This window comes from Streptomyces sp. NPDC059989 (genome assembly GCF_042736975.1).
In the GTDB taxonomy this organism is placed as follows: Bacteria; Actinomycetota; Actinomycetes; order Streptomycetales; family Streptomycetaceae; genus Streptomyces.
In genome coordinates, this window is the sequence record NZ_JBHWUO010000084.1 from 1 (window position 1) to 23,082 (window position 23,082).

Genomic DNA, 23,082 nt, shown 5'->3' on the forward strand with positions numbered 1-23,082 from the left:
GGTACGGGGGCGGAGCCCCCGCCGGGTCCGGGGCGGAGCCCCGGGACGGGGGGCTGGGGGCGGAGCCCCCAGTTTCGGGAAGGGGCGGGGTGGGGGAAAGCTCCGCAGGGATCCGCGTCACGACGTCACCTTCCAGGAGGCTGGTTGGGCTGCGGGGTCGGGCTGGATGCCGCTGCCGACTGCGACGGCGTAGCCGAAGGCGAAGGGGGCTGCGTACCCGGCGGGACGGCCGACGGCGGCGGGGTCGGCGGAGCAGGCGGCTCGGCCGGGGACGCGGCGCCGGTGATCTTGCCGTCCGGGCCGATGAAGACCGGGCTGCCGCCCGGGACCAGGCCCAGCTCCTGCGCCCGCCGCTGCAGCGCGTCCGGCGCCGAGTACGCGTCCACGTCCCGCTGGAGCGCCTGCTGCTCGTCCGTGAGCGCGGTGGTCTCCTTCTTCAGCCTGGTCAGCTGGAAGGACCCCTCGTTCAGTGCCGAGTTCAGCAGCAGCAGGCTGATCAGGCCCCCGCCGAGCAGCGCCACGACCAGCAGGACGAACGGCATCCGCGCCGCCTGCCCGCCGGAGCGGCCGGGACGGCCCGGGCGGCCGGGGCGGGCCGGCCCGCCGAGCGCCCGGCCGACGCGGGCGGCCCGGCCGCGCGTCAGCGTGGCGAACCTCCCCGCCCTGCCGCCGCCCCCGGCCGTCACAGCCGCGCCTCCCGGATGCGTTCGACCCCGCGGAACCTCGCCGGGGCGGCCCGCCGGTTCTCGGCGATCTCCTCCTCGGTCGGCAGTTCCGCGCCGCGCGTGAGCAGCTTCAGCTTCGGCTGGTACTTCTCCGGCACCACCGGCAGCCCGGGCGGGGCCGTGGACGTCGCGCCCGCCGCGAAGACCTGCTTCACGAGGCGGTCCTCCAGCGAGTGGTACGAGAGCACCGCGATCCGGCCGCCGACCGCGATCCGGTCCACCGCCGCCGGAATGGCCTTCTCCAGCCCCGACAGCTCGCCGTTGACCTCGATGCGCAGCGCCTGGAAGGTCCGCTTGGCCGGGTTGCCGCCGGTCCGCTTGGCGGCCTGCGGCAGGGAGTCGCGGATCAGTTCGACCAGCCGGGCGCTGTTGGTGAAGGGCTCCTTCTCCCGCTCCCGGACGATCGCGGACACGATCCGCTTGGCCTGCTTCTCCTCGCCGTACTGGCGCAGGATCCGTACGAGCTCGCCCGGCGCGTAGGTGTTGAGCACCTCGGCGGCGCTGATGCCCGTCGTCTGGTCCATGCGCATGTCCAGCGGCGCGTCCTGCGCGTACGCGAACCCGCGGTCGGCCTCGTCGAGCTGCATGGAGGAGACGCCCAGGTCGAAGAGGATGCCCTGGACGGTCGGGATGCGCAGGCCGTCCAGGACCTCGGCCAGGTCGGCGTAGATCGCGTGGACGAGGGTGGCCCGGTCGCCGAAGGGCGCGAGCCGCTCCCCGGAGAGCCGCAGGGCCTCCTTGTCGCGGTCGAGGCCGATCAGGTGGACCTCGGGGAACCGGGTCAGCAGGGCCTCGCTGTGGCCGCCGAGGCCGAGGGTGCAGTCGACGACGACGGCCCCGGGCCCCTCCAGCGCCGGGGCCAACAGGTCCAGGCACCGCTGGAGCATCACCGGGACATGTCGGGACTCGCTAGTCAAAGCGCCCTCTCAGATAACGGCGCGACAGGCGTACGTACGCGCCGCGCACGCGGAGTCTTCGGGGCCGGGCGGCCGGTGAGGGCCGGGCTCCGGCCGGTTCGCGCCACTTTAGTGCAACGGTCGCCGCGGTCAACGAACCGCCTCGCGCGCCGTGCGCGTCGCCGTGCACACCCCCGAAACCGAACCCGCAAATGCCTCGAATCACCCTGTTGGCCGCCTCCCCCTCACTCCTGTGGGTTAGCTCACAACAAGGCTTGTTGACCTTCTTTGTCCACCCTCACTCAGTGCCCATACGGCCTGTGACCATTAACGTCGTATGCATGACGACTTCCGCATCCCTGCCGACCGAGTCCGCGCCCGAGGCATCGGGCGGCGGTTCCGTCACCGACCGACTGGTCGCGGCGAACCGCGCCTACGCGGCGGAATTCGCCGATCCGGGCATGGACGCCCGCCCCGTCCTGCACGTGGCGGTCGTGGCCTGCATGGACGCCCGCCTCGACCTGCACGCAGCCCTCGGCCTCGAGCTCGGCGACTGTCACACGATCCGCAACGCGGGCGGCGTGGTCACCGACGACACCATCCGCTCCCTCACCATCAGCCAGCGGGCCCTCGGCACGCGCACGGTGATACTCATCCACCACACCGGCTGTGGCCTCGAAAGCCTGACCGAGGACTTCCGGCACGAGCTGGAGGACGAGGTCGGCCAGCGCCCGGCCTGGGCCGTGGAGGCCTTCCGGGACGTGGACCAGGACGTTCGCCAGTCCATGCAGAGGGTCCGCACCAACCCGTTCCTGCCCCACAAGGACGATGTGCGAGGCTTCGTCTTCGATGTGCACACCGGCCTCCTGCGGGAGATCGATCCCAGCTCTTGAGTGACACAAGGCCGTAACGCCGTCAACAATGCGGGGAGGCACCCCCCGGGACCCCCCGGGGCCGGTGTCCGTGTTTGGGGTGGGCCGGTTCATGCGCCGAGGGCGTCGGCCCTGGGAATGGGCCGAGGAGAACCAGGTGACCACGTATGACGACCGAGCGAGCCTCGCGGATCTGACGAGCACGGCGGAGCGGGTGCGCCAGTCGGTCGAGAGCGTGATCGAGGGCAAGCCCGAGGTCGTCCGCCTCGCGCTGACCGTGCTGCTCGCCGAGGGGCACCTGCTGATCGAGGACGTGCCCGGCGTCGGCAAGACCATGCTGGCCAAGACGCTCGCCAAGTCCATCGACTGCTCGGTGCAGCGCATCCAGTTCACGCCCGACCTGCTGCCCTCCGACATCACCGGCGTCAGCATCTACGACCAGCAGCGCCGCGAGTTCGAGTTCAAGCCGGGCGCGATCTTCGCGCAGATCGTCATCGGCGACGAGATCAACCGCGCCTCGCCGAAGACCCAGTCCGCGCTGCTGGAGTCGATGGAGGAGCGCCAGGTCACCATCGACGGCACCACCTACACGCTGCCGAGCCCCTTCATGGTCGTCGCCACCCAGAACCCGGTGGAGATGGAGGGCACGTACCCGCTGCCCGAGGCCCAGCGCGACCGCTTCATGGCCCGCGTCTCCGTCGGCTACCCCAGCCCCGAGGCCGAGCTCCAGATGCTCGACGTGCACGGCGGGCTCTCCCCGCTCGACGACCTGACGGCCGTCGCGCACGCCCACGAGATCGTCAAGCTCATCGAGGCCGTCCGCGAGGTGTACGTCGCCGAGCCCGTCCGGCGCTACGTCGTCGACCTGGTCTCCGCCACCCGCCACCACCCGGACCTGCGCCTGGGCGCCTCGCCCCGCGCCACCCTGCACCTGCTGCGCGCCGTGAAGGCCTCCGCCGCGCTCGCCGGCCGGGAGTACGTCCTGCCCGACGACGTCCAGGCGCTGGCCGCCCCGGTCCTCGCGCACCGGCTGCTCCCCACCGCCCAGGCCCAGCTGAACCGGCGCACCGCCGAGCAGGTCGTCGGCGAGATCCTCCAGCGCACCCCCGTCCCGGCGGCGCACGCCCGTGGCGAGATGCCGCCCGGCGCCGGCATCCGGGGCTTCTGATGAGCGCCGGTGCCCCGCGCGGCGCCGGCCGCCCGGACGGCGGGCTGCGCGCTTCGCTGTCCGGCCTGACCACCCGCGGCCGCTCCTTCCTGGCCGCCGGGATCGCCGCCGCCGGATGCGCGTACGTGCTGGGCCAGGGCGAACTGCTCCGGGTCGGCCTGCTGCTCGCCGCCCTGCCTCTGATCTGCGTCTACGCCCTGCACCGCACCCGCTACCGGGTCTCCGGCAGCCGCCGGCTGACCCCGGGGCGGGTGCCCGCGGGCGCCGAGGCCCGGGTGCAGCTGCGCATGGACAACGTCTCCCGGCTGCCCACGGGCCTGCTGATGCTCCAGGACCGGGTGCCGTACGTGCTCGGGCCCCGGCCGCGGTTCGTCCTGGACCGGGTCGAGCCCGGCGGCCGCCGCGAGGTGTCCTACCGGGTCCGCTCGGACCTGCGCGGCCGCTATCCGCTCGGCCCGCTCCAGCTGCGGCTGACCGACCCCTTCGGGCTGGTCGAGCTCACCCGCTCCTTCAGCACCTACGACACCCTCACCGTCATCCCGCGCACCGAACCGCTGCCCCCGGTCCACCTGGGCGGCGAATCCTCCGGCTACGGCGACGGGAGCCGCCGCTCGCTGGCCCTGGCCGGCGACGACGACGTGATCCCGCGCACCTACCGGCGCGGCGACGACCTGCGCCGGGTGCACTGGCGCTCCACCGCCCGCTACGGCGAGCTGATGGTGCGCCGCGAGGAGCAGCCGCAGCGCAGCCGGGCCACCGTCCTGCTGGACACCCGGCGCATCGCCTTCGAGGGCGCGGGCCCCGACTCGGCCTTCGAGTGGGCCGTCTCCGGGGCCGCATCGGCCCTGGTGCACCTGCTGGAGCAGGGCTTCTCGGTGCGGCTGCTCACGGACACCGGCAACTCGGTGCCCGGCGAGGGCGGCGGCGGCTTCTCCTCCGGCGGGCACGAGTCCGCCGAGGCCGCCGGGCTGATGATGGACACCCTCGCGGTGGTCGGGCACTCGGACGGCGCGGGCCTCTCCCGAGCCTACGACGCGGTGCGCGGCGGCGGTGCGGGCGGTTTCGGCGGAGCCGGCGCCGAGGGGCTCCTCATCGCCTTCTTCGGAGACCTGGACGACGTACAAACGGAAATGGCGGCCAAGATGCGCCAGCGTGCCGGGGGTGCGGTGGCCTTCGTACTGGACTCCGCGACCTGGGCCGGGCAGCCCGCGCAGAACCACGCCCTGCCCCCGCTGGAGCAGCGGCTCCGCAGGCTGCGCGACGCGGGCTGGACGGCACTGGCCGCCCCGCCCGGGGTGGCCTTCGGCGAACTGTGGCGCCACGCCGGCACCGCGCGCCTGAGCACGGGAACCTCCGGGGGGCGGGCATGAGCGGGCGGGCGAAACTGACGGTCTTCGCGGCACTGGCGACCCTGCTCACCTCGTGGTCCCTGGTCCCGCTGGTCGAATCGGCGGGCTGGCTGCTCCAGGCGGCCCTGCTGCTGGCCGTGCAGAGCGCGGTGGGGGCCGGGGCCCGGCGGGTGCCGCTGGCACGGTCGCTGACCGTGGCCGCGCAGCTGCTGGTGTCGCTGGTGCTGCTCGCGTTCCTCTTCGGCGGCAAGGCCGATTCCGGCGGGACCGGGCCGATGGCCTACCTGGTGACGGACTTCGGCGCGCTGTTCCAGCGCGGTGTGCAGGACGTGGGCGAGTTCGCGATCCCGGCCCCGCTGACGGACGGCATCCGGCTGCTGCTGGTGTGCGGCGTGCTGGTGATCGGGCTGTTGGTGGACCTGCTGGCGGTGACCGTACGGACGGCCGCCGCGGCCGGGCTGCCGCTGCTCGCGCTGTACTCGGTGGCCGCGGGCCTGTCGGGCGGCGGGGAGGCCTCCTGGGTCTCCTTCCTGCTGGCGGGCGCCGGATACCTGATGATGCTGCTGGCCGAGGGCCGGGACCGGCTGGCCCAGTGGGGCCGGGTCTTCGGCGGCGCCCCGCGCGAGCGGGTGTCGGCTGCCTCCGGCCTGGGCAGCGGCCCGGGCCGTCAGGCGACGGCCCCGGTGCGGACCGGCCGGCGGATCGGCGCGGTGGCCCTGGGGCTGGCGCTGGCGGTGCCGGCGGCGCTGCCCGCGCTCGGCGGCGGGCTGCTGGGCGCGCAGGGCGAGGCCGAGGGCGGCGGCAGCGGGGTCGGCGGGACGATCTCGGCGATCAACCCGCTGGTCTCCCTCCAGAGCAACCTGAACGCGCAGGACAACCGGGTGGTGCTGAAGTACCGGACGGACAACCCGCAGCAGGGTGAGCAGTACCTGCGGATCCTGGCCCTGGACGAGTTCAACGGGGTCAAGTGGGAGGCCTCCGGGCGGGCCCTGACCGATGTGCCGGAGCGGCTGCCGAATCCGCCCGGGCTCACCGAGCAGATCCGGGCGGGCGCCCTCGAAGTGCGCACCAGCATCTCGGCGGCGGACAGCTACACGCAGCGCTATCTGCCGATGCCGTACCCGGCGACGCAGGTGGACATCGGCGGGAAGTGGCGGTTCGAGCCGGCCGGCCGGACCCTGGTCGGGGACCAGCTGGCCAAGGACAAGTTCCAGAACGTCCAGGGCGCGATGTACACGGTGCGCAGCCTGCTGCTGCGTCCGACGGCGCAGCAGCTGCAGAAGGCTCCCGCGCCGGACCAGGAGATCCGGGCCGAGTACACGAAGCTGCCGGACAACCTGCCGCCGGTGGTCGCCGACACGGCCCGCCGGGTGACGCAGGGCGCGAAGGACGACTACACGCGGGCGGTGAAGCTGCAGGACTTCTTCGCGGTGAGCGGCGGCTTCCGCTACAACACGAAGACGGCCTCCGGTACGGGTCCGCAGGCGGTCGCCCGCTTCCTGGCCGACAAGGAGGGCTTCTGCGTCCACTTCGCCTTCTCGATGGCGGCGATGTCCCGTTCGCTGGGCATCCCGGCGCGGGTGGCCGTGGGCTTCACCCCGGGTGAGAAGCAGGCCGACGGCAGCGTGAACGTGTCCATGCGGGACGCGCACGCGTGGCCGGAGCTGTACTTCGAGGGTGCGGGCTGGACGCGGTTCGAGCCGACGCCCCGGTCGGGCATCAACGTGCCGGACTACTCCCGTCCGCAGACGCCGCTGCCCCAGCCGTCGGCGCCTTCGGCGCTGCCGTCGCAGGTGGCTCCGGTGCCGTCGGCCGCGCCGTCGAAGACGGACGACTGCCCGCCGGAGCTGAAGAAGCTCGGCGGGTGCGGGGCGGCTGCGCCCGCGCAGGGCCCGACGGGCGACGACGGCCCGTCGGCGACGACGATCCTGGGCTGGGCGGCGGTCGTGGTGGCGGTCCTGTCCCTCCCCCTCCTCCCCCTCCTGTGGCGGAGCCGGGTCCGGGCGCGCCGGCTGGGCGGCGGGGAGGTGGCGGCTGCCTGGCGGGAGCTGGGCGACGCCGCCTGGGACGTGGGCGTACCGCCGGACGAGGCGCTGTCGCCGCGTCGGGCGGCGGGCCGGATCGTGGAGCTGGGCCGCCTGGAGCCGGAGGCCGCGGCTGCGGTCCACCGGGTCGCGGGTGCGGTGGAACGGGCCCTGTACGCACCGCCGGGCTCGGCGGCCGCGTACCCCGGCCTCGCGGACGACGTCCTGCGCGCCCGCACGGGCCTCCTTGCGGCGACGACCCGCCCCGCCCGCCTCCGAGCCCTGCTCCTCCCCCGCTCGGCGGCCCGGGTGGCCTGGGCGATCTCGGCCCGCTGGTCGACCCTGACCTCGACGGCGTCCACCCGCCTGACGGCTCTCCGCCTCCGCCTCCCCCTCCGGAGCCGCGGCTGACATCCAGCCTCGCCGGCGTTTGAGGCGCGGGGTCCGGGGCGGAGCCCCGGCAACGGCGGGGAGGCCAGACGCACGAACGCGGCGAGGCCGGACGCACGAACGCGGCGAGGCTCGATCCCCCCGAGCCCCGCCGCGTAGGCGTACCGCATCACGGAGGAGGCACCCGGTCCGCTCCGCAGCCCCGTGTCCGCGGTGCGGACCGGGTCTCCTGTCCGCTGCCCCCAGTCTGTCGTTCGCGCAGGTGGGAGCCATCCGCACGCGTACTCATATCCGCACCTAGGTACGGATACTCAGTCGCCGCGGCAGGCCCCACCAGTTGTACGGCCTGCCGGCCCCGCGCGGAACCGCCGACCGGGGGTCACCGCCGACCGGGGCGCCACCGCGTCAGCGGTTCCCGCTGACCCGCCCCCGCAGCAGCAGCGACAGCGCCGAGTGCACGTCGTCCAGGGACCGCTCGCTCTGGAAGGACTGCCAGTCCAGCGCCGCCACCAGCACCATGCCCACCAGCGCCGCGGCCGTCAGCTGCACGTCGATCTCCGGGCTCAGCTCCCCCCGCTCGACGCCTTCCCGCAGCACCGTCTCCACGACGGCCACCGCCTCCTGCCGGACGACCATCAGCGTGGACTGCCAGGCACGGTTGGTCCGCCACAGCTCGGCGACGTAGAGCTGGGTGAAGGCCGGGTACCGGTCGATGAAGACGAGCCCGGCCCGGATCATGGCGTCGAGCGCCTCGACCCGGCTGCCGCCGCGCGCCTCCGTCTCCTCCGCGGCGGTCCGCAGCGAGACGGTCAGCAGGCCGACCCCGTGCCGCAGCAGCTCCTCGAAGAGGTCGTTCTTGCTCGCGAAGTTGTAGTAGACGGTGCCCTTCGCGACGCCCGCCCGCTCGGCGATCTCCTCGACCGTGGTCGCGGAGAAGCCCTGCTCGGCGATGAGCGTGACGGCTGCTTCGTAGAGCTTCTGGCGGGTGGCCTGGCGTCGACCGCCGCCGGTGCCCGTACCGGTGCTGCTGCTTTCCATGGCGCTGATTCTCACAGGTCAACGGCTCCCTACAGGCTCAGTTCCGGGTGCAGCTTGTCCATGGTCCACACCTGCTTGCCGCGGGCGGCGAGCGCGGTGAGGGCCAGGGCGCCGACGGTGAAGGCCGTGAGGACCGCGCAGCCCTGCCAGACGGGGGCGAGGTCGCCGCCGGTGATGAGGCGGCGCAGGCTCTCGACGACGTACGACATCGGCAGGTAGGGGTGGATCCAGTTGAAGAAGGCCGGGCTGGTCTGTACGGGGTAGGTGCCGCCCGCCGAGGTCAGCTGGAGCATCAGCACGGCGAGGACCAGGATCCGCCCGGCCGCGCCGAACTTGGCGTTCAGCCACTGGACGATCGCCGCGAAGCAGCCGGTGACCAGCATGAGGAAGCCGATGGTGAGGGCCGGGCGGGCCATCTCCAGGCCCAGGCCCCAGTGCAGTACGGACATCAGCGCCACCACCTGCGCAACGCCGATGCCCGCCACGGGCAGCCAGCCGGCGAAGGCGATCCGCCAGGGCGAGGCCCCCGCGGCCAGTGCCCGCCGGTTCATCGGCGCGATGAGCATGTAGGCGACCATCGCGCCGACCCAGAGGGAGAGCGGGATGAAGTAGGGAGCGAAGCCGGTGCCGTAGTTGGGCGCCTTGTGCAGGGACTGGTTGGCGAGCCGGACGGGGTCGGCCATGGCCTGCGTACGGGTGTCGCGCTGCTGCTGGTCGTAGTCCGGGATCTTGCCGGCGCCCTCGTGCAGGCCGCCGGCGAGTTCCCCGGTGCCGTCGACGAGCTTGTACATGCCGCTGTCGAGGGTGTGCGCGCCGTCGCCGAGCTTGCCGACGCCGGCGTTGATGGCGCCGGAGCCGCCGGTGGCGGTGCCGATGCCCGCGTGCAGCTGGACCAGGCCGTCGGCGACCTTGCGGGCGCCGGTGTTGAGGGCGTTGACCTTGGCGACGGCCGCGTCGAGGTCGCCGGCGAGGCCGGGGGCCTTGTCGACGAGCTCGCGGGCCTTGTTCTCCAGGTCGGTCAGCTGGGTGCGGAGCTTGGTGACGTCGCCGTTGGTGTTGCCGACGAGGGTGTTGACGTCCCCGGAGAGGAGGGCGGCCTCGGCGGCGTCGTCCTTGACCTTCTTCAGATCGGGGCAGGAGGCCAGGTGCGGCTCCGCGCCCGGGGTGACGCAGTGCTTGGTGTAGTACGCGTCCGCGCCGGTGGAGGCCCGCTTGGCGGCGGAGGCGGCGGCCGGGGCCTTCTCGGCGAACTTGTCGAGGTGCTTGTTGACCACCATGGCGGTGTCGGCGACCAGCTTGGCGGTGTCCGCCAGGTTCTTGGGGTCCTTGACGAAGGGGCGGGCCTTGGCGGCGGCGCCGTTGACCTTGTCGGCGAGCGCCTGGGTGCCGTCCGCGACCTGCTTCGAACCGGTCTCCAGCTGCCCGGCGGCGGTGTTGAGCTTCTTCAGGCCCCCGGTGAGCTCGCCGGTCTTCTCCTTGGCCGTGTCGAGGCCGTCGGCGAGGTCCTTCGCGCCCTGCTGGGCCTTGCCCGCGCCGTCCTTGAGCTGGTCGGCGCCGTCGGCGGCCTCGGCGGTCTTGTCGTGCAGGTCGGAGAAGTTGACGAAGATCTTGTCGAGGAAGTTGCGGGAGGCGTTGGTGGACGCCGCGGCGCGGACCTCGGAGAAGACGGTGCGCGAGATCGAGCCGACGATGTAGTTGTTGGCGTCGTTGGTGCGGACCTGGAGGGCTCCGGTGGTGGGGTCCTCACCGGAGCTGGAGGCGATCTTCGCGCTGAAGTCGGCGGGCATGGTGAGGGACAGGTAGTACGTCCCCTTCTCCAGCCCCTTGGCCGCCTCCTCGGCGCTGACCTCGCGCCAGTCGAAGCTCTTGCTGTTGTGGAGCTTCTTGGTGATCTCGCCGCCGGCGTCGATGCGCTTGCCGTCGACGGTCGTGCCCTTGTCGGCGTTGACGAGCGCTACGGGCACCTTGTCGAGGCGCTTGTACGGGTCCCAGAAGGAGCAGAGGTACAGGGCTCCGTAGAGCAGCGGAATCAGGAGCAGCGCGATGAGGGCGGCCGCGGGCAGCTTCCCCCGCCCGAACCGCTTCAGCTCAAGCGCGGCGAGCTTCGGCGAGCGCATCGTCCGCCCCCTTCGTGTCGTCGTTCACGTCTTCGGTGTCTGCGGCTGCGGGGTCCGCGTCTTCGGTGTCTTCGGCGTCTTCGTCATCGCTGTCCGCGTCATCGGCCTCGGCCTCGGCTTCCGCGTCCTGGGCCTGCGTGGTGGCCGCCGTGGCCGGCGCGGCCCCGGTGTCCGCCGTGTCCGCGGCGCCGGTCCTCAGCACCATGGCGTCGGCCGGCGCCCCGGTGCACACGGCGACGACGGTGGTGCCGGCGGCGGCGAGGGAGCGGAGCAGGTCCCAGGCCTCGGCGCGTTCGGCTTCCGAGAGCTTGAGGTCGAGGTCGTCGAGGGCCAGCAGCCGCGGGGAGCCCAGCAGGGCGATGGCCACGGACAGTCGTACGGACTCCAGGCGTTCCAGGTCCCGTACGGAGGTGCGCGGGCCCTTGGGCAGGGTGGCGAGGTCCAGTCCCGCGGCGGCCAGGGCGGCGTCGATCCGGTCCGAGGCGGCGGTGCGGCGCTCGGCCCGGGGGCGCAGCAGGGCGCGGACGGGGCCTTCGTAGCGCCGCTGGAGCAGGGCTCCCTCGCGCAGCTGTTCGGCGACGGTGAGGGCCTGGTCGAGGTCGTTGACCCCGGAGACCGGGCCGAGGGCGGCGATCCGGCGGACCGCGGACATGTGCTTCGGCAGCCGGTGGCCGCCGATCTCGGCGTGGCCCTCGGTGGGCTTCATCCGGCCGGTGAGGGCCAGGAGCAGGCAGGTGCGGCCGCTGCCGGAGGGGCCTTCGACCGCGATGAGCGAGCCGGGCGCCGCATCGATGCCGACTCCCCGGAAGGCCCAGCCGCGCGGGCCCTTGAGTCCGAAGTCCTCGGCTTTGACGGCCGCGCCGTGCGGGCTGTCCACGCCGTCCCCCTTCTTTTGAACTGACCAGTCAGTCTAAAAACTAGCATCTCCCCGGACACCAGGTGGGCAGGAGGGGGCAGTTGTCCCGCCCGATACAGCAAAAGTGCAGGTCAGCGCGATTGTCAGTGGGGGCCGTCACGATGGTTGGAGCGCATCGAAGGCGTCAAGTGCACGAACGCAACGACAGGAGGTTCGTCATGGCCACACCGTCCCCGTCCCCTGTCCACCCCGTCCCGCGGAGGTCGGCGGCTCCGCCGGCCGCGCTCGACCTGCTCGCCAAGGCCCACGACGGCCTGGCCGAGGCCGCCCGGCTGACCCGGCCCAACGAGCGGTACGCCACCGCCCACCTCGCCGCCCTGCGCACCGCCGCGGCCGTGCTCGCCGCGCGCGGGCGGCCCGAGCCGGTGCATCCGAGGCGGCGGCCCCGGATCCGCAGCGCGTGGGAGGTACTGCCGGAGATAGCGCCCGAGCTGACCGAGTGGAGCGCGCTCTTCGCCTCCGGCGCGGCCCGGCGGGCCAGGGCCGAGGCGGGGATACCGGACGCGGCCAGCGTGCGGGACGCGGACGATCTGGTGCGCGCGGTCTCGATGTTCCTGCGCCTGGTGGAGCGGATGCTCGCCATCCGGCCGGCCCAGCCGACCCTCGCCCAGGCCGGGGTTCCGACTGCGGGGCAGGCCGTGCCCCAGCCACGGCCGGAGCGCCCGGAGGCGGGATGAGCTGACCGGCGGCGGAAGGCAATAGGGTAGGGCGGAGTGGGGCCCGCATCGCTCCCCCTTCCCTACCGCGCCGAGGAGCCAACAGTCGTGTCGGACACTTCCCGCCCCCGTGCCTCCCTCCGCACCGCCGTGGTGTGGGAGGTCCTCAAGGAGGCGCTCGACCGCCGGGTGAAGGCGACCGGGCGGGATGTGCTGGACGTGCTCGACACGGGTGGCGGTACCGGCAAGTTCGCCGTGCCGGTGGCCCGCCTGGGCCACCGGGTCACCGTGGTCGACCCCAGCCCGAACGCACTGTTCGGCCTGGAGCGCCGGGTGGCCGAGGCCGGTGTCGCCGACCTCGTCCGCGGGGTCCAGGGCGATGCCCAGGGCCTGCTGGACGTCGTCGAGCGCGACGCGTACGACGTGGTGCTGTGCCACGGCGTGCTGGAGTACGTGGACGACCCGGCCGAGGGCGTCACCAACGCCGTCGCGGCCCTGCGCCCCGGCGGCACGCTCAGCCTGCTCGCCGCCGGCCTCGGCGGGGCCGTGCTCGCCCGCGCGCTGGCCGGGCACTTCACCGAGGCCCGTACGGCCCTGACCGACCCGGCCGGCCGCTGGGGCTCCGGCGACCCGGTGCCGCGCCGCTTCACCGCCGAGCAGCTCTCCGAACTGGTCGGCGGGGCCGGCCTGGCGGTCGGCGCGGTCCACGGCGTACGGATCTTCGCCGACCTCGTTCCGGGGGTCCTGGTGGACACCGAACCGGGCGCGGTGGAGGCGTTGCTGCGCCTGGAGGAAGCCGCCGCGGAGCTGCCCGCCTTCCACGCGGTCGCCACGCAGTTGCACGTGCTCGGCGAGAAGCGGGCCTGATCTGCGATCTTCCTCGCACGGAGTCGGCCACACACCCTCCGATCCGACGGCCGGGCCCGTATGATCGGGGCAGAGACCGGCATGGTGGACGGGCCAGTGGGGAATAAGCGCCTCAGTGACCGTTCCCGCGGCGGTACGGTTCTGCGCAGTGGTTTTGCTTTTTGGAACGTGGCGTAGAGGGCGGGTATCACGGGGGCGATTCCCCGCCTATCCTGAAGGGGACCCCTGGTCGCTACCCCCCGCGACCGACGGATGAGGAGGACTCCCGTGCCGCTCTCGGAGCACGAGCAGCGAATGCTCGAGCAGATGGAGCGAGCGCTGTACGCCGAAGATCCCAAGTTCGCGACAGCGCTTGAGGGAAGCGGACTGCGTACGTACACCCGGCGACGGGTCTACCAGGCAGTCGCAGGCATTGTGGTGGGTATCGCGCTCCTCATGACCGGTGTGATCATTCCGAACGTGCTCTGGATCAGCGTGGTGGGTTTCCTCGTCATGCTCGGTTGCACGGTCCTCGTGGTCACCGGTTGGCGCAAAGCCCCCAAGCCTGGAGAGCAGCCCGCCTCCGGAAGTGCAGGTGGTTCGGCCCGTGGCCAGAACCGGCAGCGTCGGTCGATGATGACCCGCATCGAGGAACGGTGGCAGCGCCGCCGTGACGACCAGGGGCAGTAGCAGCCCCGGACATCGTGAGTGAGGGGACGGCCGCTTCAGCGCGGCCGTCCCCTCACTGCTCCGCGTACGGCATGATGATCCAATGAGTGTGCTCCCTCTGGTCTTCACCAGTGGCTGGGCCAGTGGGATCAACGCTTACGCCGTGGTCCTCCTGCTCGGCATCTTCGGCCGGACCGGCCTGACCGACGAGGTCCCCGCGTCGCTGCAGCGCACCGACGTGCTGATCGTCGCGGCAGTGCTGTTCCTCTGCGAGGCCGTCGCCGACAAGGTCCCGTACGTGGACTCGATATGGGACACCGTCCACACCGTGATCCGCCCGGTGTCCGGTGCGGTGATCGGCGCGCTGCTGGCCGGGCAGAGCGGTTCGCTCTCCGACATCACCGCCGGTGCGGTCGGCGGCTCCACCGCCCTGGCCAGCCATTTCGTCAAGGCCGGCACCCGGATGGCGATCAACACCTCGCCCGAGCCGTTCACCAACGTGGGGATGAGCATCGCCGAGGACCTCGGCGTGGGCGCGATCATAACCTTCGCGATGTTCAACCCCGAGGCCGCCGCGATCATCGCGGCCGTCCTGCTGGCCGCCGGGCTGGCCCTGCTGATCTTCCTCTGGACCCGGATCCGCCGCTTCCTGCGCCGCCGGGCCCAGCGCCGCGAGGAGAAGCGGCTGGCCTCCGAGGCCCGTGCGCACACCACCGCGCCACCGCCCTGACGGCACGGGGTACCTCCCTCGATAGGCTCAGCCGCATGGCACGAATTGCGGTGATCGGCGCCGGGATGGGCGCGATGGCGACGGCGGCCCGGCTGGCCGTGGCAGGGCACCAGGTGACGGTGTACGAGCGCGGGGCGACGTACGGGGGTGCGGTCGGCCGGTACGAGCGCGACGGCTTCGCCTTCGACACCGGGCCGGGGCTGCTGCACCTGCCCGCCGTCTACCGCGACCTGTTCGTGAAGACCGGCAAGCGGTCGCTGGAGGACTGCGTCGACATGGTCCAGGTGGACCCGGCCGTCCGGCACGTCCTCCCCCACCACGGCATCGACGTCACCCTCCCCGGCGCCTCGCACGGCGGTGTCGCCGCCGCCCTCGACACCGCCTTCGGCGCGGGTGCCGGCGAGCGCTGGAACGGCATGCTGGGCCGGGCCCGGGAGGCCTGGGACGCCACCCGCCGCCCGCTCCTGGAGGAGCCGCTGCCGGACGGCCGGGGCGGCCGGCAGGCGCTGGCCGCCGACCCCTATCCCGCCCTGCGCAAGAGCGGCCTGCTGCGGCGCCGGACGCCGACCCTAGCCGAGGTGGCCGACCGGGAGCTGGGCGGCGGCCTGGGAGAGCTGCTGATCGGCCTGGTGCGCTCGTACGGGGTCGACCCGGGCGGTGCCCCCGGCTCGGCCGCCGTGCTCCCGTACATGGAGCAGACCTTCGGCAGCTGGTACGTGCGCGGCGGGATGCGGGCGCTGGCCACCGCCGTGTACGAGCGCTGCCGGGAGCGGAGGGTGGAGTTCGTCTTCGGCGCGGAGGTCCGGGAGGTCCGCACCTCCGAGGGCCGGGCCTGCGGTCTGCTGCTGGCCGACGGCACCGAGGTGGCCGCCGATCACGTCGTCTGCGGGATCGACCCGCGGCGGCTGCCGGCCGCTTCCCTGCCCTGGCCGCCGGACGCGGTCCCCGCCCGCGGGGCGGGCGTGCCCAGCCGGGTCATGCTCTTCCTCGCCCTGCGCGGGGCCCGCCCGGACGGGACCGCCCACCGCACGCTCGTGCACTCCCCGGCCCGGGACGTCACCGTGCTGCGCCCGGACGACCCCGCCACCCGGCCCGACCCGGAGCACGAGGCGGTGACGGTGAGCGCGGTGTGCGGTCCGCAGGACGCCCCGGGCCCCGAGGAGCTGCTGGAGCTCGCCGGAAGGGCCGTACCGGGGCTGCGGGAGCGGCTGCTGTGGCAGGCGGTCCGCACCCCGGCCGACGTCGAGGCGGCGACGGGCGCGCTCGGCGGCTCGGTGCCCCCGCCCGCCCTCGCGGGCGCCGGGGGCCGGCTGCTCCACCCCGCCAACACCACTGCCGTGCCCGGCCTGTACCTGGCCGGTGGCTGGGCGCACCCCGGCGGCGGGCTGCCGCACGCCGGGATGACCGGGGCCCTGGTGTCCGGACTGATCGTGGAGGGCGCGCAGTTCCGCGGCTCGCAGTGACCTGACGCCCCAACGGCCGAGCCGAAGGGGACGGGCTAGTAGCGGTACTGCTCGTACTCGCCCTGCTGCGGGTACGGGTACTGCGGCGGGGCGTCGGTCTGCTCCTCCGCCGGGTAGGGCCGCCCGTACTCGTCGGTGGACCGCTGCTGCGGGACCCAGACCCCGCCCGGCGGGGTGTCCATGGAGTACTGCTCCTGCGGCTGCCCCGTCGTCCCGTAACCGGTGTACGGGGTGTAGTCGTAGGGCTGGGGCGGGATGGAGCCGCCGGTGCCGATGTACGGGTCGGAGTAGGCGGCGTAGACCTGCTGCTGCTCGCCCGTCGGATAGCCGGCGGAGTAGTCGTACCCGCCCGTGCCCGCCTGGTATGACGGGTCGTAATACGCGGCGTACTGGTGGGAGTCCTGCTCGGCCGTGGTGAACGGCGAGGCGAAGGCGGCCGTCTGGCCGGCGTCGGGGGCCTGCTGGGGCGCGAAGCTCTGGATCCCGTAGGACCCGGTGTCCTCGGGCACCGGCTCGGGGCGGTAGACCTCCTCGGCCGCCGCTCCGTCCGCGTCCCGCGACCCGTACGCGGACTCGTACGCGGAGTCGGACTCCGACTCGTACTCGAGCGCGGTGACTTCGAGCGCCGGTTCCGGGCGCGGACCGCCCGACCGGCGGCGCCCGGACTGCCGTACGGGCTCGCCGCCGCGGCGCAGCGCCCAGCCGGCCACGAAGCCCTTGCGGAAGGAGAGCGTCACCAGGGTCTGGCCCAGGGCGAACGCGAGCGCGCCGGCGCCGATGACCGGCACCGACGGCAGGACCACCCCGGCGACCACGCCGAGGAAGCCGGTGAAGGCGAGCAGGCGCCAGCGGAGCCGGGCCTTGTACTGCATCAGGACCTCGGCAAGCAACCACAGCGCGACGAAGCCGAACGCGATGTAGAGGACCGTCATACCCATGCATGGCCCCTCTCGGTACGGCCGACCGCCCAGGGAACGGGGGCCCGCCGGTCAGGCCCGCTGGTGCAGGCCCAGGTTCTCGTAGATCTCGAGAGTCGCCGTGGAATTGTTCAGCGTGATGAAGTGCAGCCCCGGGACACCCTCGGACAGCAGCCGCGCGCAGAACTCCGTGGCGAACTCGATGCCAATGGAGCGTACAGCGGCCGGGTCGTCCTTGACGGCGAGCATGCGCTCTTTCACGTCCGCGGGGAAGACTGCGTTGCTGAGTTGGGGCAGCCGGTCGAGCTGCTTGGTGCTCACAACGGGCATGACCTCAGGGATGATCGGGGTCTCGCAGCCCGCCTTTTCGACGCTGTCGCGCAGCCGCAGATAATTTTCCGGGTGGAAGAACATCTGGGTGATCGCATAGTCGGCGCCCGCGCGGCACTTGTCCACGAAGTGCCGGATGTCCGTGTCCCATTCCGTCGAACGCGGGTGCATCTCGGGGAAGGCGGCGACGCCCACGCAGAAGTCGCCGGACTCCTTGACGAGGCGGACCAGGTCGGCGGCGTAGTGCACGCCCTCCGGGTGCGGCACCCACTCGCCCATGGGATCGCCCGGCGGGTCTCCGCGCACGACGAGCATGTTCCGGATGCCGGCGTCGGCGAACTGGCCGATGACGTTGCGCAGCTCGGCGACCGAGTGGTCCACGGCGGTCAGGTGTGCGACGGGGGTCAGCGTGGTGTCCGCGGCGATCTGCTGGGTGGCGCGGACGGTGCCGCCCCGGGTGGAGCCGCCGGCTCCGTACGTGACGGAGACGAAGCTCGGGGACACCGCTTCGATCCGGCGGAGCGCGTTCCAGAGGTTGCGCTCGCCCTTCTCCGTCTTCGGGGCCCAGAACTCGAAGGAGTACGAGCGCCCGGACGCGAGGAGGTCGCGGACCGTGTGTGCGCGGTCCGTCCAGGTGGAAGAGGTGCCATGGGCCATACGGGCAGGTTAGACGGGGCCAGGCGGGCATCGAAGCGGTGTCCATCTTTTGGACACGTTTTTGGACAAACGCGGCTCGACCGCTCCGTGGTCCTTGTGGTTCTTCTAGCCGAGGCGGGCGCGGACGCGCTTGGCCAGGTCGGCCGCGGCGGCTCCCGGGTCGGCGGCCTCGGTGAGGGCGCGGACGACGACCACGCGGGTGGCTCCGGCGTCCAGGACCTCGTCCAGGTTCGTGGCGTCGATGCCGCCGATCGCGAACCAGGGCCGGTCCTGCTCCAGGGAGGCCGTGTACCGGACCAGTCCGAGGCCGGGGGCGAAGCGGCCGGGCTTGGTGGGGGTCGGCCAGCAGGGGCCGGTGCAGAAGTAGTCCACGCCGGGCTCGGCGACGGCCGCGTCGACCTCGGCCTCGGCGTGGCAGGAGCGGCCGATGAGCACCTGCTCGCCCAGGATGGCGCGGGCGGCCGGGACCGGGATGTCGCCCTGGCCGAGGTGGAGCACGTCGGAGCCGATGGCGTGGGCGACGTCGGCCCGGTCGTTCACGGCGAGGAGCTTGCCGTGGCGGCGTGCGGCCTCGGCGAACACCTGGAGGTGTTCGAGCTCTTCGCCGGCCTCCATGCCCTTGTCGCGGAGCTGGACGATGTCCACGCCGCCGGCCAGGACGGCGTCCAGGAATTCGGGGAGGTCGCCCTGCTTCTTGCGGGCGTCCGTGCACAGGTAGAGCCGGGCGTCGGACAGCTGCTGCATGGGTGTACCCCCCGTGGTGGAAGCGGTGTACGGGCCCGGGGGCCCGTACACCGCGGTGGAGCGGATGCGGATCAGGTCAGAGGGCGAGCGCCTGGGCGCGGCGCTTGACCTCCGTGCCGCGATTCTCGCTCAGCGCCTGGGCGGGGGTGCCGGGCAGGGTCGGGTCCGGGGTGAACATCCACTCCAGGATCTCCGCGTCGGAGAAGCCGTCGTCGCGGAGCACGGTCAGCAGGCCGACCAGGCCCTTGACGACCTTGTCTCCGTCGAGGAAGGGCGCGGGTACCTGGAGGGAGCGGTTCTCGCCGCGGCGCACGGCGAGCAGCTGACCTTCCTTGACCATCTGGCGGACCCGGGTCACCTCGACGTCGAGCATCTCCGCGATGTCGGGGAGGTACAGCCAGGAGGGGACAAGGGCATCGATCTTTGCGTCAATCTCGGTCACGGGCACAAGCCTGCCATCTCGGCTCCGCCGCCGGTACTCGGAGCGCCCCGTCCGGGTCCCGCCCCGGGGACACGGGGCTCCGCCCCGGACCCCGCTCCTCAAACGCCGGAGGGGCTGGATTTCGCTCCGGCCGGAGCCAAACGCAGCCTCGCCGGCGTTTGAGGCGTGGGTCCGGGCGGAGCCCGGGGAACGGTGGAAGGGCGGGTAGGGGACCGTTCCGCGCAGCGGCGGCCCGGCCCGCTAAAGGGTGGCGGACTTCAGCGCGACCCCGGGGTCGGAGACCTTGGCCGGATCCACCGACTCCCCCGTCTCGATCAGCCGCCGCCCCTGCGCCACGTCGCGCGGGCGGCCCACCGCCAGGACGGCGACCAGGGCGCCGCCGCGCAGCCAGCACACCGACCAGGCGCGCTCGGCCGGGTCCCCGCGCCAGAGCATCGTGTCGGCCCCGCCGTGGTGGCCGGCGTACTGCACGAAGCGCCCGAACTGCTCCGACCAGAAGTACGGCACCGGGTCGTAGACCTTGGCCGGCTCGCCGGCCAGGATGTTCGCGGCGACCGTGCGCGGCCCCTGGAGCGCGTTGTCCCAGTGGTGCACGAGCAGCCGCTTCCCGTACCGCCCGGACGGGAAGGAGGCGCAGTCGCCGACGGCGTACACGCCGGGCAGCGAGGTGCGCAGGTACTCGTCGGCGAGGACCGCGCCGTCGGGGCCCAGCTCCACGCCGGTCCCGGCCATCCATCCGGTGGCGGGGCGGGCGCCGATGCCGACCACCACCGCGCCGGCCGGCAGGGCCCGCCCGTCGGCCAGCAGGACCCGGCCCTCCTCGATCCCGGCGACCTTCGCGCCGGTGATCAGCTCGGCGCCGGCCTCCGCGTACCAGCCCGCCATGGGCTCGGCGACCTCCGCTGGCATCGCCCCGGCCAGGACCCGGTCCGCGGCCTCGACCACGGTGACCTCGCAGCCCGACTCCCGGGCCGCGGTGGCGAACTCCGCGCCGATCCAGCCCGCCCCGACGACCACCGTCGACGGCGCCTGCGCCAGGACCGGGCGCAGCCGCGCCGCGTCGTCCAGGGTGCGCAGGAGGTGGACGCCCGGGACGCCGGCGGTGCCGGGCAGGGTCATCGGCTCGGCGCCGGTCGCCAGCACGAGGATCCCGTACGGGACCGGGCCCGCCTCGGTGTCCAGCTCGCGGTCGGCGGCCCGCAGTCCGGTGACCTCCGTGCCGAGCCTGAGCTCGATGCCGAGCCCTTCGAAGTCCACGTCGAAGGCGGAGTCCTCGGCCTTGCCGAGCAGCACCGCCTTGGACAGCGGGGGCCGGTCGTAGGGCTGGTGGGGTTCGGCTCCCAGCAGGGTCAGCGGGCCGGTGAAGCCCTGCTCCCGCAGCGCGACCGCGGTCTGCACCCCGGCCATTCCGGCGCCGACGATCACGACGCCGTTCTCGGTCTGTTCCATCTGCATGATCATCCGGACACCCTAATCACCTGACGGGCCGTCAGGAAGAGGTGCCCCTTACCCGCCGTCCGCGGCAGGGATAGTCTGGCCACCGTACCTATCGCGGGAGTCCGGGCGCACCGGGCTGAGAGGGAGGCTGGCCGGCCTCCGACCGTACGAACCTGATCCGGGTCATGCCGGCGAAGGGAGGGGCTGGACGCCCATGCACTCATCTCGGAACGGATCCGGTCGAAACGGATCCGACGTCCTCGTCATCGGGGGCGGCATCATCGGCCTGGTCACGGCCTGGCGGGCGGCGCGGCGCGGCCTGCGCACCGTGCTCGCCGACCCGGCGCCCGGCGGCGGAGCCGCCCAGGTCGCGGCCGGCATGCTGGCCCCCGTCACCGAACTGCACTACGGCGAGGAAGCCCTGCTGGGCCTGGGTCTCGCCTCCGCCGAGCGCTACCCGGAGTTCGCCGCCGAACTCGCCGACGCCGCCGGCGGCATGGACATCGGCTACCGCGCCTGCGGCACCCTCGCCGTCGCCCTCGACGCCGACGACCGGCTCCACCTGCGCGAGCTGCACGCCCTCCAGCGCCGCTGCGGCCTGGAGTCCGAGTGGCTCACCGGCCGCGAGTGCCGCCGCCTGGAGCCGATGCTGGCCCCGGGCGTCCGTGGCGGCCTGCGCGTGGACGGCGACCACCAGGTCGACCCGCGCCGGCTCGCGGCCGCCCTGCTGGCCGCCTGCGAGGGGGCCGGGGTGGCCCTCCACCGGGCGGCCGCGGAACGGCTGCTCGTCACCGCCGACCGGGCGGCCGGGGCCGTCCTCGACGACGGTACGGAGCTGCGCGCGGACCAGGTGGTCCTGGCGGCGGGCTCGCTCAGCGGCCGGCTGACGGGCGTACCGCCCGAGGTCGTGGCCCCCGTACGGCCGGTCAAGGGCCAGGTCCTGCGCCTGTCCGTACCGGCGGCGTACGCGCCGTTCCTGTCGCGGACGGTACGGGCGGTCGTGCGCGGCAGCCACGTCTACCTCGTGCCGCGCGAGAACGGCGAGCTCGTCATCGGCGCCACCAGCGAGGAACTCGGCTGGGACACCACGGTCACCGCGGGCGGGGTCTACGAACTCCTCCGCGACGCCCACGAGCTGGTGCCCGGCATCACCGAACTCCCCCTCACCGAAACCCGGGCGGGACTGCGGCCCGGCTCCCCCGACAACGCCCCGCTGCTGGGCCCGACCGACCTGCCGGGCCTGCACCTGGCCACCGGGCACTACCGCAACGGGGTGCTGCTGACCCCGCTCACCGGCGACGTGATGGCGGAGCTGCTGACCACCGGCGAACTGCCGGACATCGCACGCCCCTTCACCCCGCGCCGCTTCTCCACCGCACGACAGGAGTCGTACGCATGACCTTCCCCGTCTCCGTATCCGTCTCCGTCAACGGCGAGCCGCGCGAGGTCGCGGCCGGCACCACGCTCGACGCGGTGGTCGCCATCCTGACCACGGCCCCCTCCGGCGTGGCCGCGGCACTCAACGAGACCGTGGTCCCGCGCGGGCAGTGGCCCGCCACGCCGGTGGGCGAGGGCGACCGGATCGAGATCCTCACCGCGGTCCAGGGAGGCTGAGGGGCATGGCAGACGACCTCTTCACCCTCGGCGACCGCACCTTCTCCTCCCGCCTGATCATGGGTACGGGCGGGGCCCCGAGCCTGGACACCCTGGAACGGGCCCTCGTCACCTCCGGCACCGAACTCACCACGGTGGCGATGCGCCGCCTGGACCCCACGGTCCAGGGCTCCGTCCTGTCCGTCCTGTCGAAGCTGGACATCGCGGTCCTGCCGAACACCGCGGGCTGCTTCACCGCGGGCGAGGCGGTACTCACGGCCCGGCTGGCCCGGGAGGCCCTGGGCACCGACTGGATCAAGCTGGAGGTCGTCGCGGACGAGCGGACCCTCCTGCCCGACGGCGTCGAGCTGCTGGACGCCGCCGAGATCCTGGTCGACGAGGGCTTCACGGTGCTCCCGTACACGAACGACGACCCGGTGCTCGCGCGCAAGCTGGAGGACGTGGGCTGCGCGGCGATCATGCCGCTGGGCTCCCCCATCGGCTCGGGCATGGGCATCCGCAACCCGCACAACTTCGAGCTGATCGTGGAGCGGGCGGGGGTCCCGGTGATCCTGGACGCGGGGGCGGGCACGGCCTCCGACGCCGCCCTGGCGATGGAACTGGGCTGCGCGGCGGTGATGCTGGCCTCGGCGGTGACCCGCGCCCAGGAGCCGGTCCTGATGGCGGCGGCCATGCGCGACGCCGTCACGGCGGGCCGCCTAGCCTTCCGCGCGGGCCGCATCCCGCAACGCCGCTTCGCCCACGCCTCCTCCCCCGGCGAGGGCCGCGCCACCCTGGACCCGGAACGCCCGGCGTTCTGAGGGAGGGTGGGGGTAGGGGGCTTGCCGCGGGGCGTAGGCGTACGCGGCTTGCGGCTTGCGGCTCGGGCCCGCTATCTCCCCCTCGACCCCCCGGGCCCGGTCGGCGGCTGCCCACCCGCCCCCGTCCGCGGGTCCGGGGACCGGGGAGCCGTAGCCCCCTGGCCCGGATCAGAGAGGGTTTGGGGGCTTCCCGTCAGTCCCATCGTCCTTCCGGTTCGTGCCGGCCTGTCAAGGGCGCTCCCTACGGTCGCGTCACTACGTGATCGCCTTCGGCGACCCTTG

22 protein-coding genes and 1 riboswitch are annotated in these 23,082 nt (G+C 73.4%); of the genes, 12 read left to right on the plus strand and 10 right to left on the minus strand.

Annotation, left to right across the window (positions count from 1 at the left end; all coding sequences use genetic code 11):
- Positions 1-125: 125 nt before the first annotated feature.
- Together ACFWBN_RS37490 and rsmH are read right to left on the minus strand one after the other, a co-directional pair.
- On the minus strand, positions 126-686 hold the full coding sequence (locus tag ACFWBN_RS37490) for a hypothetical protein (RefSeq protein ID WP_385185591.1): 561 nt from the start codon (positions 684-686) through the stop codon (positions 126-128).
- Entirely contained in the window at positions 683-1,612 is a 930-nt protein-coding gene (gene rsmH / locus ACFWBN_RS37495) for a 16S rRNA (cytosine(1402)-N(4))-methyltransferase RsmH (protein WP_385185647.1), read from the minus strand. Before rsmH ends, ACFWBN_RS37490 begins: the two co-directional genes overlap by 4 nt.
- A gap of 350 nt (positions 1,613-1,962) precedes the next feature.
- On the opposite strand from rsmH, the gene ACFWBN_RS37500 reads away from it, so the two are divergent.
- The 4 genes from ACFWBN_RS37500 (at position 1,963) to ACFWBN_RS37515 (ending at position 7,445) form a co-directional block, all read left to right on the plus strand.
- A complete protein-coding gene (locus tag ACFWBN_RS37500; protein WP_385185595.1) occupies positions 1,963-2,514 on the plus strand; it encodes a beta-class carbonic anhydrase in 552 nt (183 codons plus the stop codon).
- 136 nt (positions 2,515-2,650) lie between these two features.
- Positions 2,651-3,661, plus strand: coding sequence for an AAA family ATPase (locus ACFWBN_RS37505; protein ID WP_385185598.1), 1,011 nt, complete (start codon positions 2,651-2,653; stop codon positions 3,659-3,661).
- Positions 3,661-5,031, plus strand: coding sequence for a DUF58 domain-containing protein (locus ACFWBN_RS37510; RefSeq protein ID WP_385185600.1), 1,371 nt, complete (start codon positions 3,661-3,663; stop codon positions 5,029-5,031). Before ACFWBN_RS37505 ends, ACFWBN_RS37510 begins: the two co-directional genes overlap by 1 nt.
- Complete coding sequence (locus ACFWBN_RS37515; protein ID WP_385185603.1) at positions 5,028-7,445, plus strand: transglutaminaseTgpA domain-containing protein; 2,418 nt, start codon at positions 5,028-5,030, stop codon at positions 7,443-7,445. Before ACFWBN_RS37510 ends, ACFWBN_RS37515 begins: the two co-directional genes overlap by 4 nt.
- Positions 7,446-7,829: 384 nt before the next feature.
- On the opposite strand, the gene ACFWBN_RS37520 is transcribed toward ACFWBN_RS37515, so the two are convergent.
- The 3 genes from ACFWBN_RS37520 to ACFWBN_RS37530 are packed head-to-tail and all read right to left on the minus strand — an operon-like array spanning position 7,830 to position 11,456.
- Positions 7,830-8,462 (minus strand): TetR/AcrR family transcriptional regulator, encoded by a 633-nt coding sequence (locus ACFWBN_RS37520; protein WP_385185606.1) that lies wholly within the window; start codon positions 8,460-8,462, stop codon positions 7,830-7,832.
- A gap of 29 nt (positions 8,463-8,491) precedes the next feature.
- Positions 8,492-10,579 (minus strand): YhgE/Pip family protein, encoded by a 2,088-nt coding sequence (locus ACFWBN_RS37525; RefSeq protein WP_385185609.1) that lies wholly within the window; start codon positions 10,577-10,579, stop codon positions 8,492-8,494.
- The gene (locus tag ACFWBN_RS37530) at positions 10,551-11,456 is read right to left on the minus strand and encodes an ATP-binding cassette domain-containing protein (RefSeq protein ID WP_385185611.1); all 906 of its coding nucleotides are present in this window, start codon (positions 11,454-11,456) and stop codon (positions 10,551-10,553) included. Before ACFWBN_RS37530 ends, ACFWBN_RS37525 begins: the two co-directional genes overlap by 29 nt.
- Positions 11,457-11,653: 197 nt before the next feature.
- Between ACFWBN_RS37530 and ACFWBN_RS37535 the strand changes: the two genes are divergently transcribed.
- The 5 genes from ACFWBN_RS37535 to ACFWBN_RS37555 all read left to right on the plus strand — a co-directional run bounded on the left by ACFWBN_RS37535 (position 11,654) and on the right by ACFWBN_RS37555 (position 15,859).
- A complete protein-coding gene (locus ACFWBN_RS37535; RefSeq protein WP_385185613.1) occupies positions 11,654-12,172 on the plus strand; it encodes an SAV_6107 family HEPN domain-containing protein in 519 nt (172 codons plus the stop codon).
- Positions 12,173-12,259: 87 nt separating this feature from the next.
- Positions 12,260-13,018: a methyltransferase gene (locus ACFWBN_RS37540; protein WP_385185616.1), complete on the plus strand. Its 759-nt coding sequence runs from the start codon at positions 12,260-12,262 to the stop codon at positions 13,016-13,018.
- A gap of 267 nt (positions 13,019-13,285) precedes the next feature.
- Positions 13,286-13,687, plus strand: a complete 402-nt coding sequence (locus tag ACFWBN_RS37545; protein WP_385185618.1) for a DUF3040 domain-containing protein — start codon at positions 13,286-13,288, stop codon at positions 13,685-13,687.
- Between the two features lie 82 nt (positions 13,688-13,769).
- Positions 13,770-14,396, plus strand: a complete 627-nt coding sequence (locus ACFWBN_RS37550) for a DUF4126 domain-containing protein (protein WP_385185621.1) — start codon at positions 13,770-13,772, stop codon at positions 14,394-14,396.
- A 35-nt stretch (positions 14,397-14,431) separates the two neighbouring features.
- Positions 14,432-15,859 (plus strand): phytoene desaturase family protein, encoded by a 1,428-nt coding sequence (locus tag ACFWBN_RS37555; protein ID WP_385185625.1) that lies wholly within the window; start codon positions 14,432-14,434, stop codon positions 15,857-15,859.
- 35 nt (positions 15,860-15,894) lie between these two features.
- On the opposite strand, the gene ACFWBN_RS37560 is transcribed toward ACFWBN_RS37555, so the two are convergent.
- From ACFWBN_RS37560 to ACFWBN_RS37580, 5 genes are all read right to left on the minus strand, one after another.
- Entirely contained in the window at positions 15,895-16,797 is a 903-nt protein-coding gene (locus tag ACFWBN_RS37560) for a hypothetical protein (RefSeq protein WP_385185628.1), read from the minus strand.
- A gap of 51 nt (positions 16,798-16,848) precedes the next feature.
- The gene (metF, locus tag ACFWBN_RS37565; RefSeq protein ID WP_385185630.1) at positions 16,849-17,763 is read right to left on the minus strand and encodes a methylenetetrahydrofolate reductase [NAD(P)H]; all 915 of its coding nucleotides are present in this window, start codon (positions 17,761-17,763) and stop codon (positions 16,849-16,851) included.
- A 105-nt stretch (positions 17,764-17,868) separates the two neighbouring features.
- A complete protein-coding gene (gene thiE, locus ACFWBN_RS37570; protein WP_385185633.1) occupies positions 17,869-18,507 on the minus strand; it encodes a thiamine phosphate synthase in 639 nt (212 codons plus the stop codon).
- 76 nt (positions 18,508-18,583) lie between these two features.
- The gene (locus tag ACFWBN_RS37575; RefSeq protein WP_385185635.1) at positions 18,584-18,949 is read right to left on the minus strand and encodes an Rv2175c family DNA-binding protein; all 366 of its coding nucleotides are present in this window, start codon (positions 18,947-18,949) and stop codon (positions 18,584-18,586) included.
- A 240-nt stretch (positions 18,950-19,189) separates the two neighbouring features.
- Complete coding sequence (locus tag ACFWBN_RS37580; protein WP_385185650.1) at positions 19,190-20,404, minus strand: NAD(P)/FAD-dependent oxidoreductase; 1,215 nt, start codon at positions 20,402-20,404, stop codon at positions 19,190-19,192.
- Positions 20,405-20,490: 86 nt separating this feature from the next.
- Positions 20,491-20,603: riboswitch (TPP riboswitch) on the plus strand.
- Between ACFWBN_RS37580 and thiO the strand changes: the two genes are divergently transcribed.
- From thiO to ACFWBN_RS37595, 3 genes are all read left to right on the plus strand, one after another.
- The gene (gene thiO, locus ACFWBN_RS37585; RefSeq protein ID WP_385185638.1) at positions 20,601-21,785 is read left to right on the plus strand and encodes a glycine oxidase ThiO; all 1,185 of its coding nucleotides are present in this window, start codon (positions 20,601-20,603) and stop codon (positions 21,783-21,785) included. Its footprint overlaps the riboswitch before it by 3 nt.
- Positions 21,782-22,000: a sulfur carrier protein ThiS gene (gene thiS / locus ACFWBN_RS37590; protein ID WP_385185641.1), complete on the plus strand. Its 219-nt coding sequence runs from the start codon at positions 21,782-21,784 to the stop codon at positions 21,998-22,000. The genes thiO and thiS overlap by 4 nt, the downstream gene beginning before the upstream one ends.
- Before the next feature lie 5 nt (positions 22,001-22,005).
- The gene (locus tag ACFWBN_RS37595) at positions 22,006-22,800 is read left to right on the plus strand and encodes a thiazole synthase (RefSeq protein WP_385185644.1); all 795 of its coding nucleotides are present in this window, start codon (positions 22,006-22,008) and stop codon (positions 22,798-22,800) included.
- Positions 22,801-23,082 lie beyond the last annotated feature (282 nt).

Excerpts from the sequence above, each read along its gene's own strand:
- ACFWBN_RS37520 (WP_385185606.1), bottom strand. The coding sequence starts at position 8,462 with ATGGAAAGCAGCAGCACCGGTACGGGCACCGGCGGCGGTCGACGCCAG.
- ACFWBN_RS37515 (WP_385185603.1), top strand. The coding sequence starts at position 5,028 with ATGAGCGGGCGGGCGAAACTGACGGTCTTCGCGGCACTGGCGACCCTG.
- ACFWBN_RS37550 (WP_385185621.1), top strand. The coding sequence starts at position 13,770 with ATGAGTGTGCTCCCTCTGGTCTTCACCAGTGGCTGGGCCAGTGGGATC.
- ACFWBN_RS37555 (WP_385185625.1), top strand. The coding sequence starts at position 14,432 with ATGGCACGAATTGCGGTGATCGGCGCCGGGATGGGCGCGATGGCGACG.
- ACFWBN_RS37510 (WP_385185600.1), top strand. The coding sequence starts at position 3,661 with ATGAGCGCCGGTGCCCCGCGCGGCGCCGGCCGCCCGGACGGCGGGCTG.
- metF (WP_385185630.1), bottom strand. The coding sequence starts at position 17,763 with ATGGCCCATGGCACCTCTTCCACCTGGACGGACCGCGCACACACGGTC.
- ACFWBN_RS37560 (WP_385185628.1), bottom strand. The coding sequence starts at position 16,797 with ATGGGTATGACGGTCCTCTACATCGCGTTCGGCTTCGTCGCGCTGTGG.
- thiO (WP_385185638.1), top strand. The coding sequence starts at position 20,601 with ATGCACTCATCTCGGAACGGATCCGGTCGAAACGGATCCGACGTCCTC.
- ACFWBN_RS37580 (WP_385185650.1), bottom strand. The coding sequence starts at position 20,404 with ATGCAGATGGAACAGACCGAGAACGGCGTCGTGATCGTCGGCGCCGGA.
- thiS (WP_385185641.1), top strand. The coding sequence starts at position 21,782 with ATGACCTTCCCCGTCTCCGTATCCGTCTCCGTCAACGGCGAGCCGCGC.
- ACFWBN_RS37535 (WP_385185613.1), top strand. The coding sequence starts at position 11,654 with ATGGCCACACCGTCCCCGTCCCCTGTCCACCCCGTCCCGCGGAGGTCG.
- ACFWBN_RS37500 (WP_385185595.1), top strand. The coding sequence starts at position 1,963 with ATGACGACTTCCGCATCCCTGCCGACCGAGTCCGCGCCCGAGGCATCG.
- ACFWBN_RS37525 (WP_385185609.1), bottom strand. The coding sequence starts at position 10,579 with ATGCGCTCGCCGAAGCTCGCCGCGCTTGAGCTGAAGCGGTTCGGGCGG.
- ACFWBN_RS37595 (WP_385185644.1), top strand. The coding sequence starts at position 22,006 with ATGGCAGACGACCTCTTCACCCTCGGCGACCGCACCTTCTCCTCCCGC.
- rsmH (WP_385185647.1), bottom strand. The coding sequence starts at position 1,612 with ATGCTCCAGCGGTGCCTGGACCTGTTGGCCCCGGCGCTGGAGGGGCCC.
- thiE (WP_385185633.1), bottom strand. The coding sequence starts at position 18,507 with ATGCAGCAGCTGTCCGACGCCCGGCTCTACCTGTGCACGGACGCCCGC.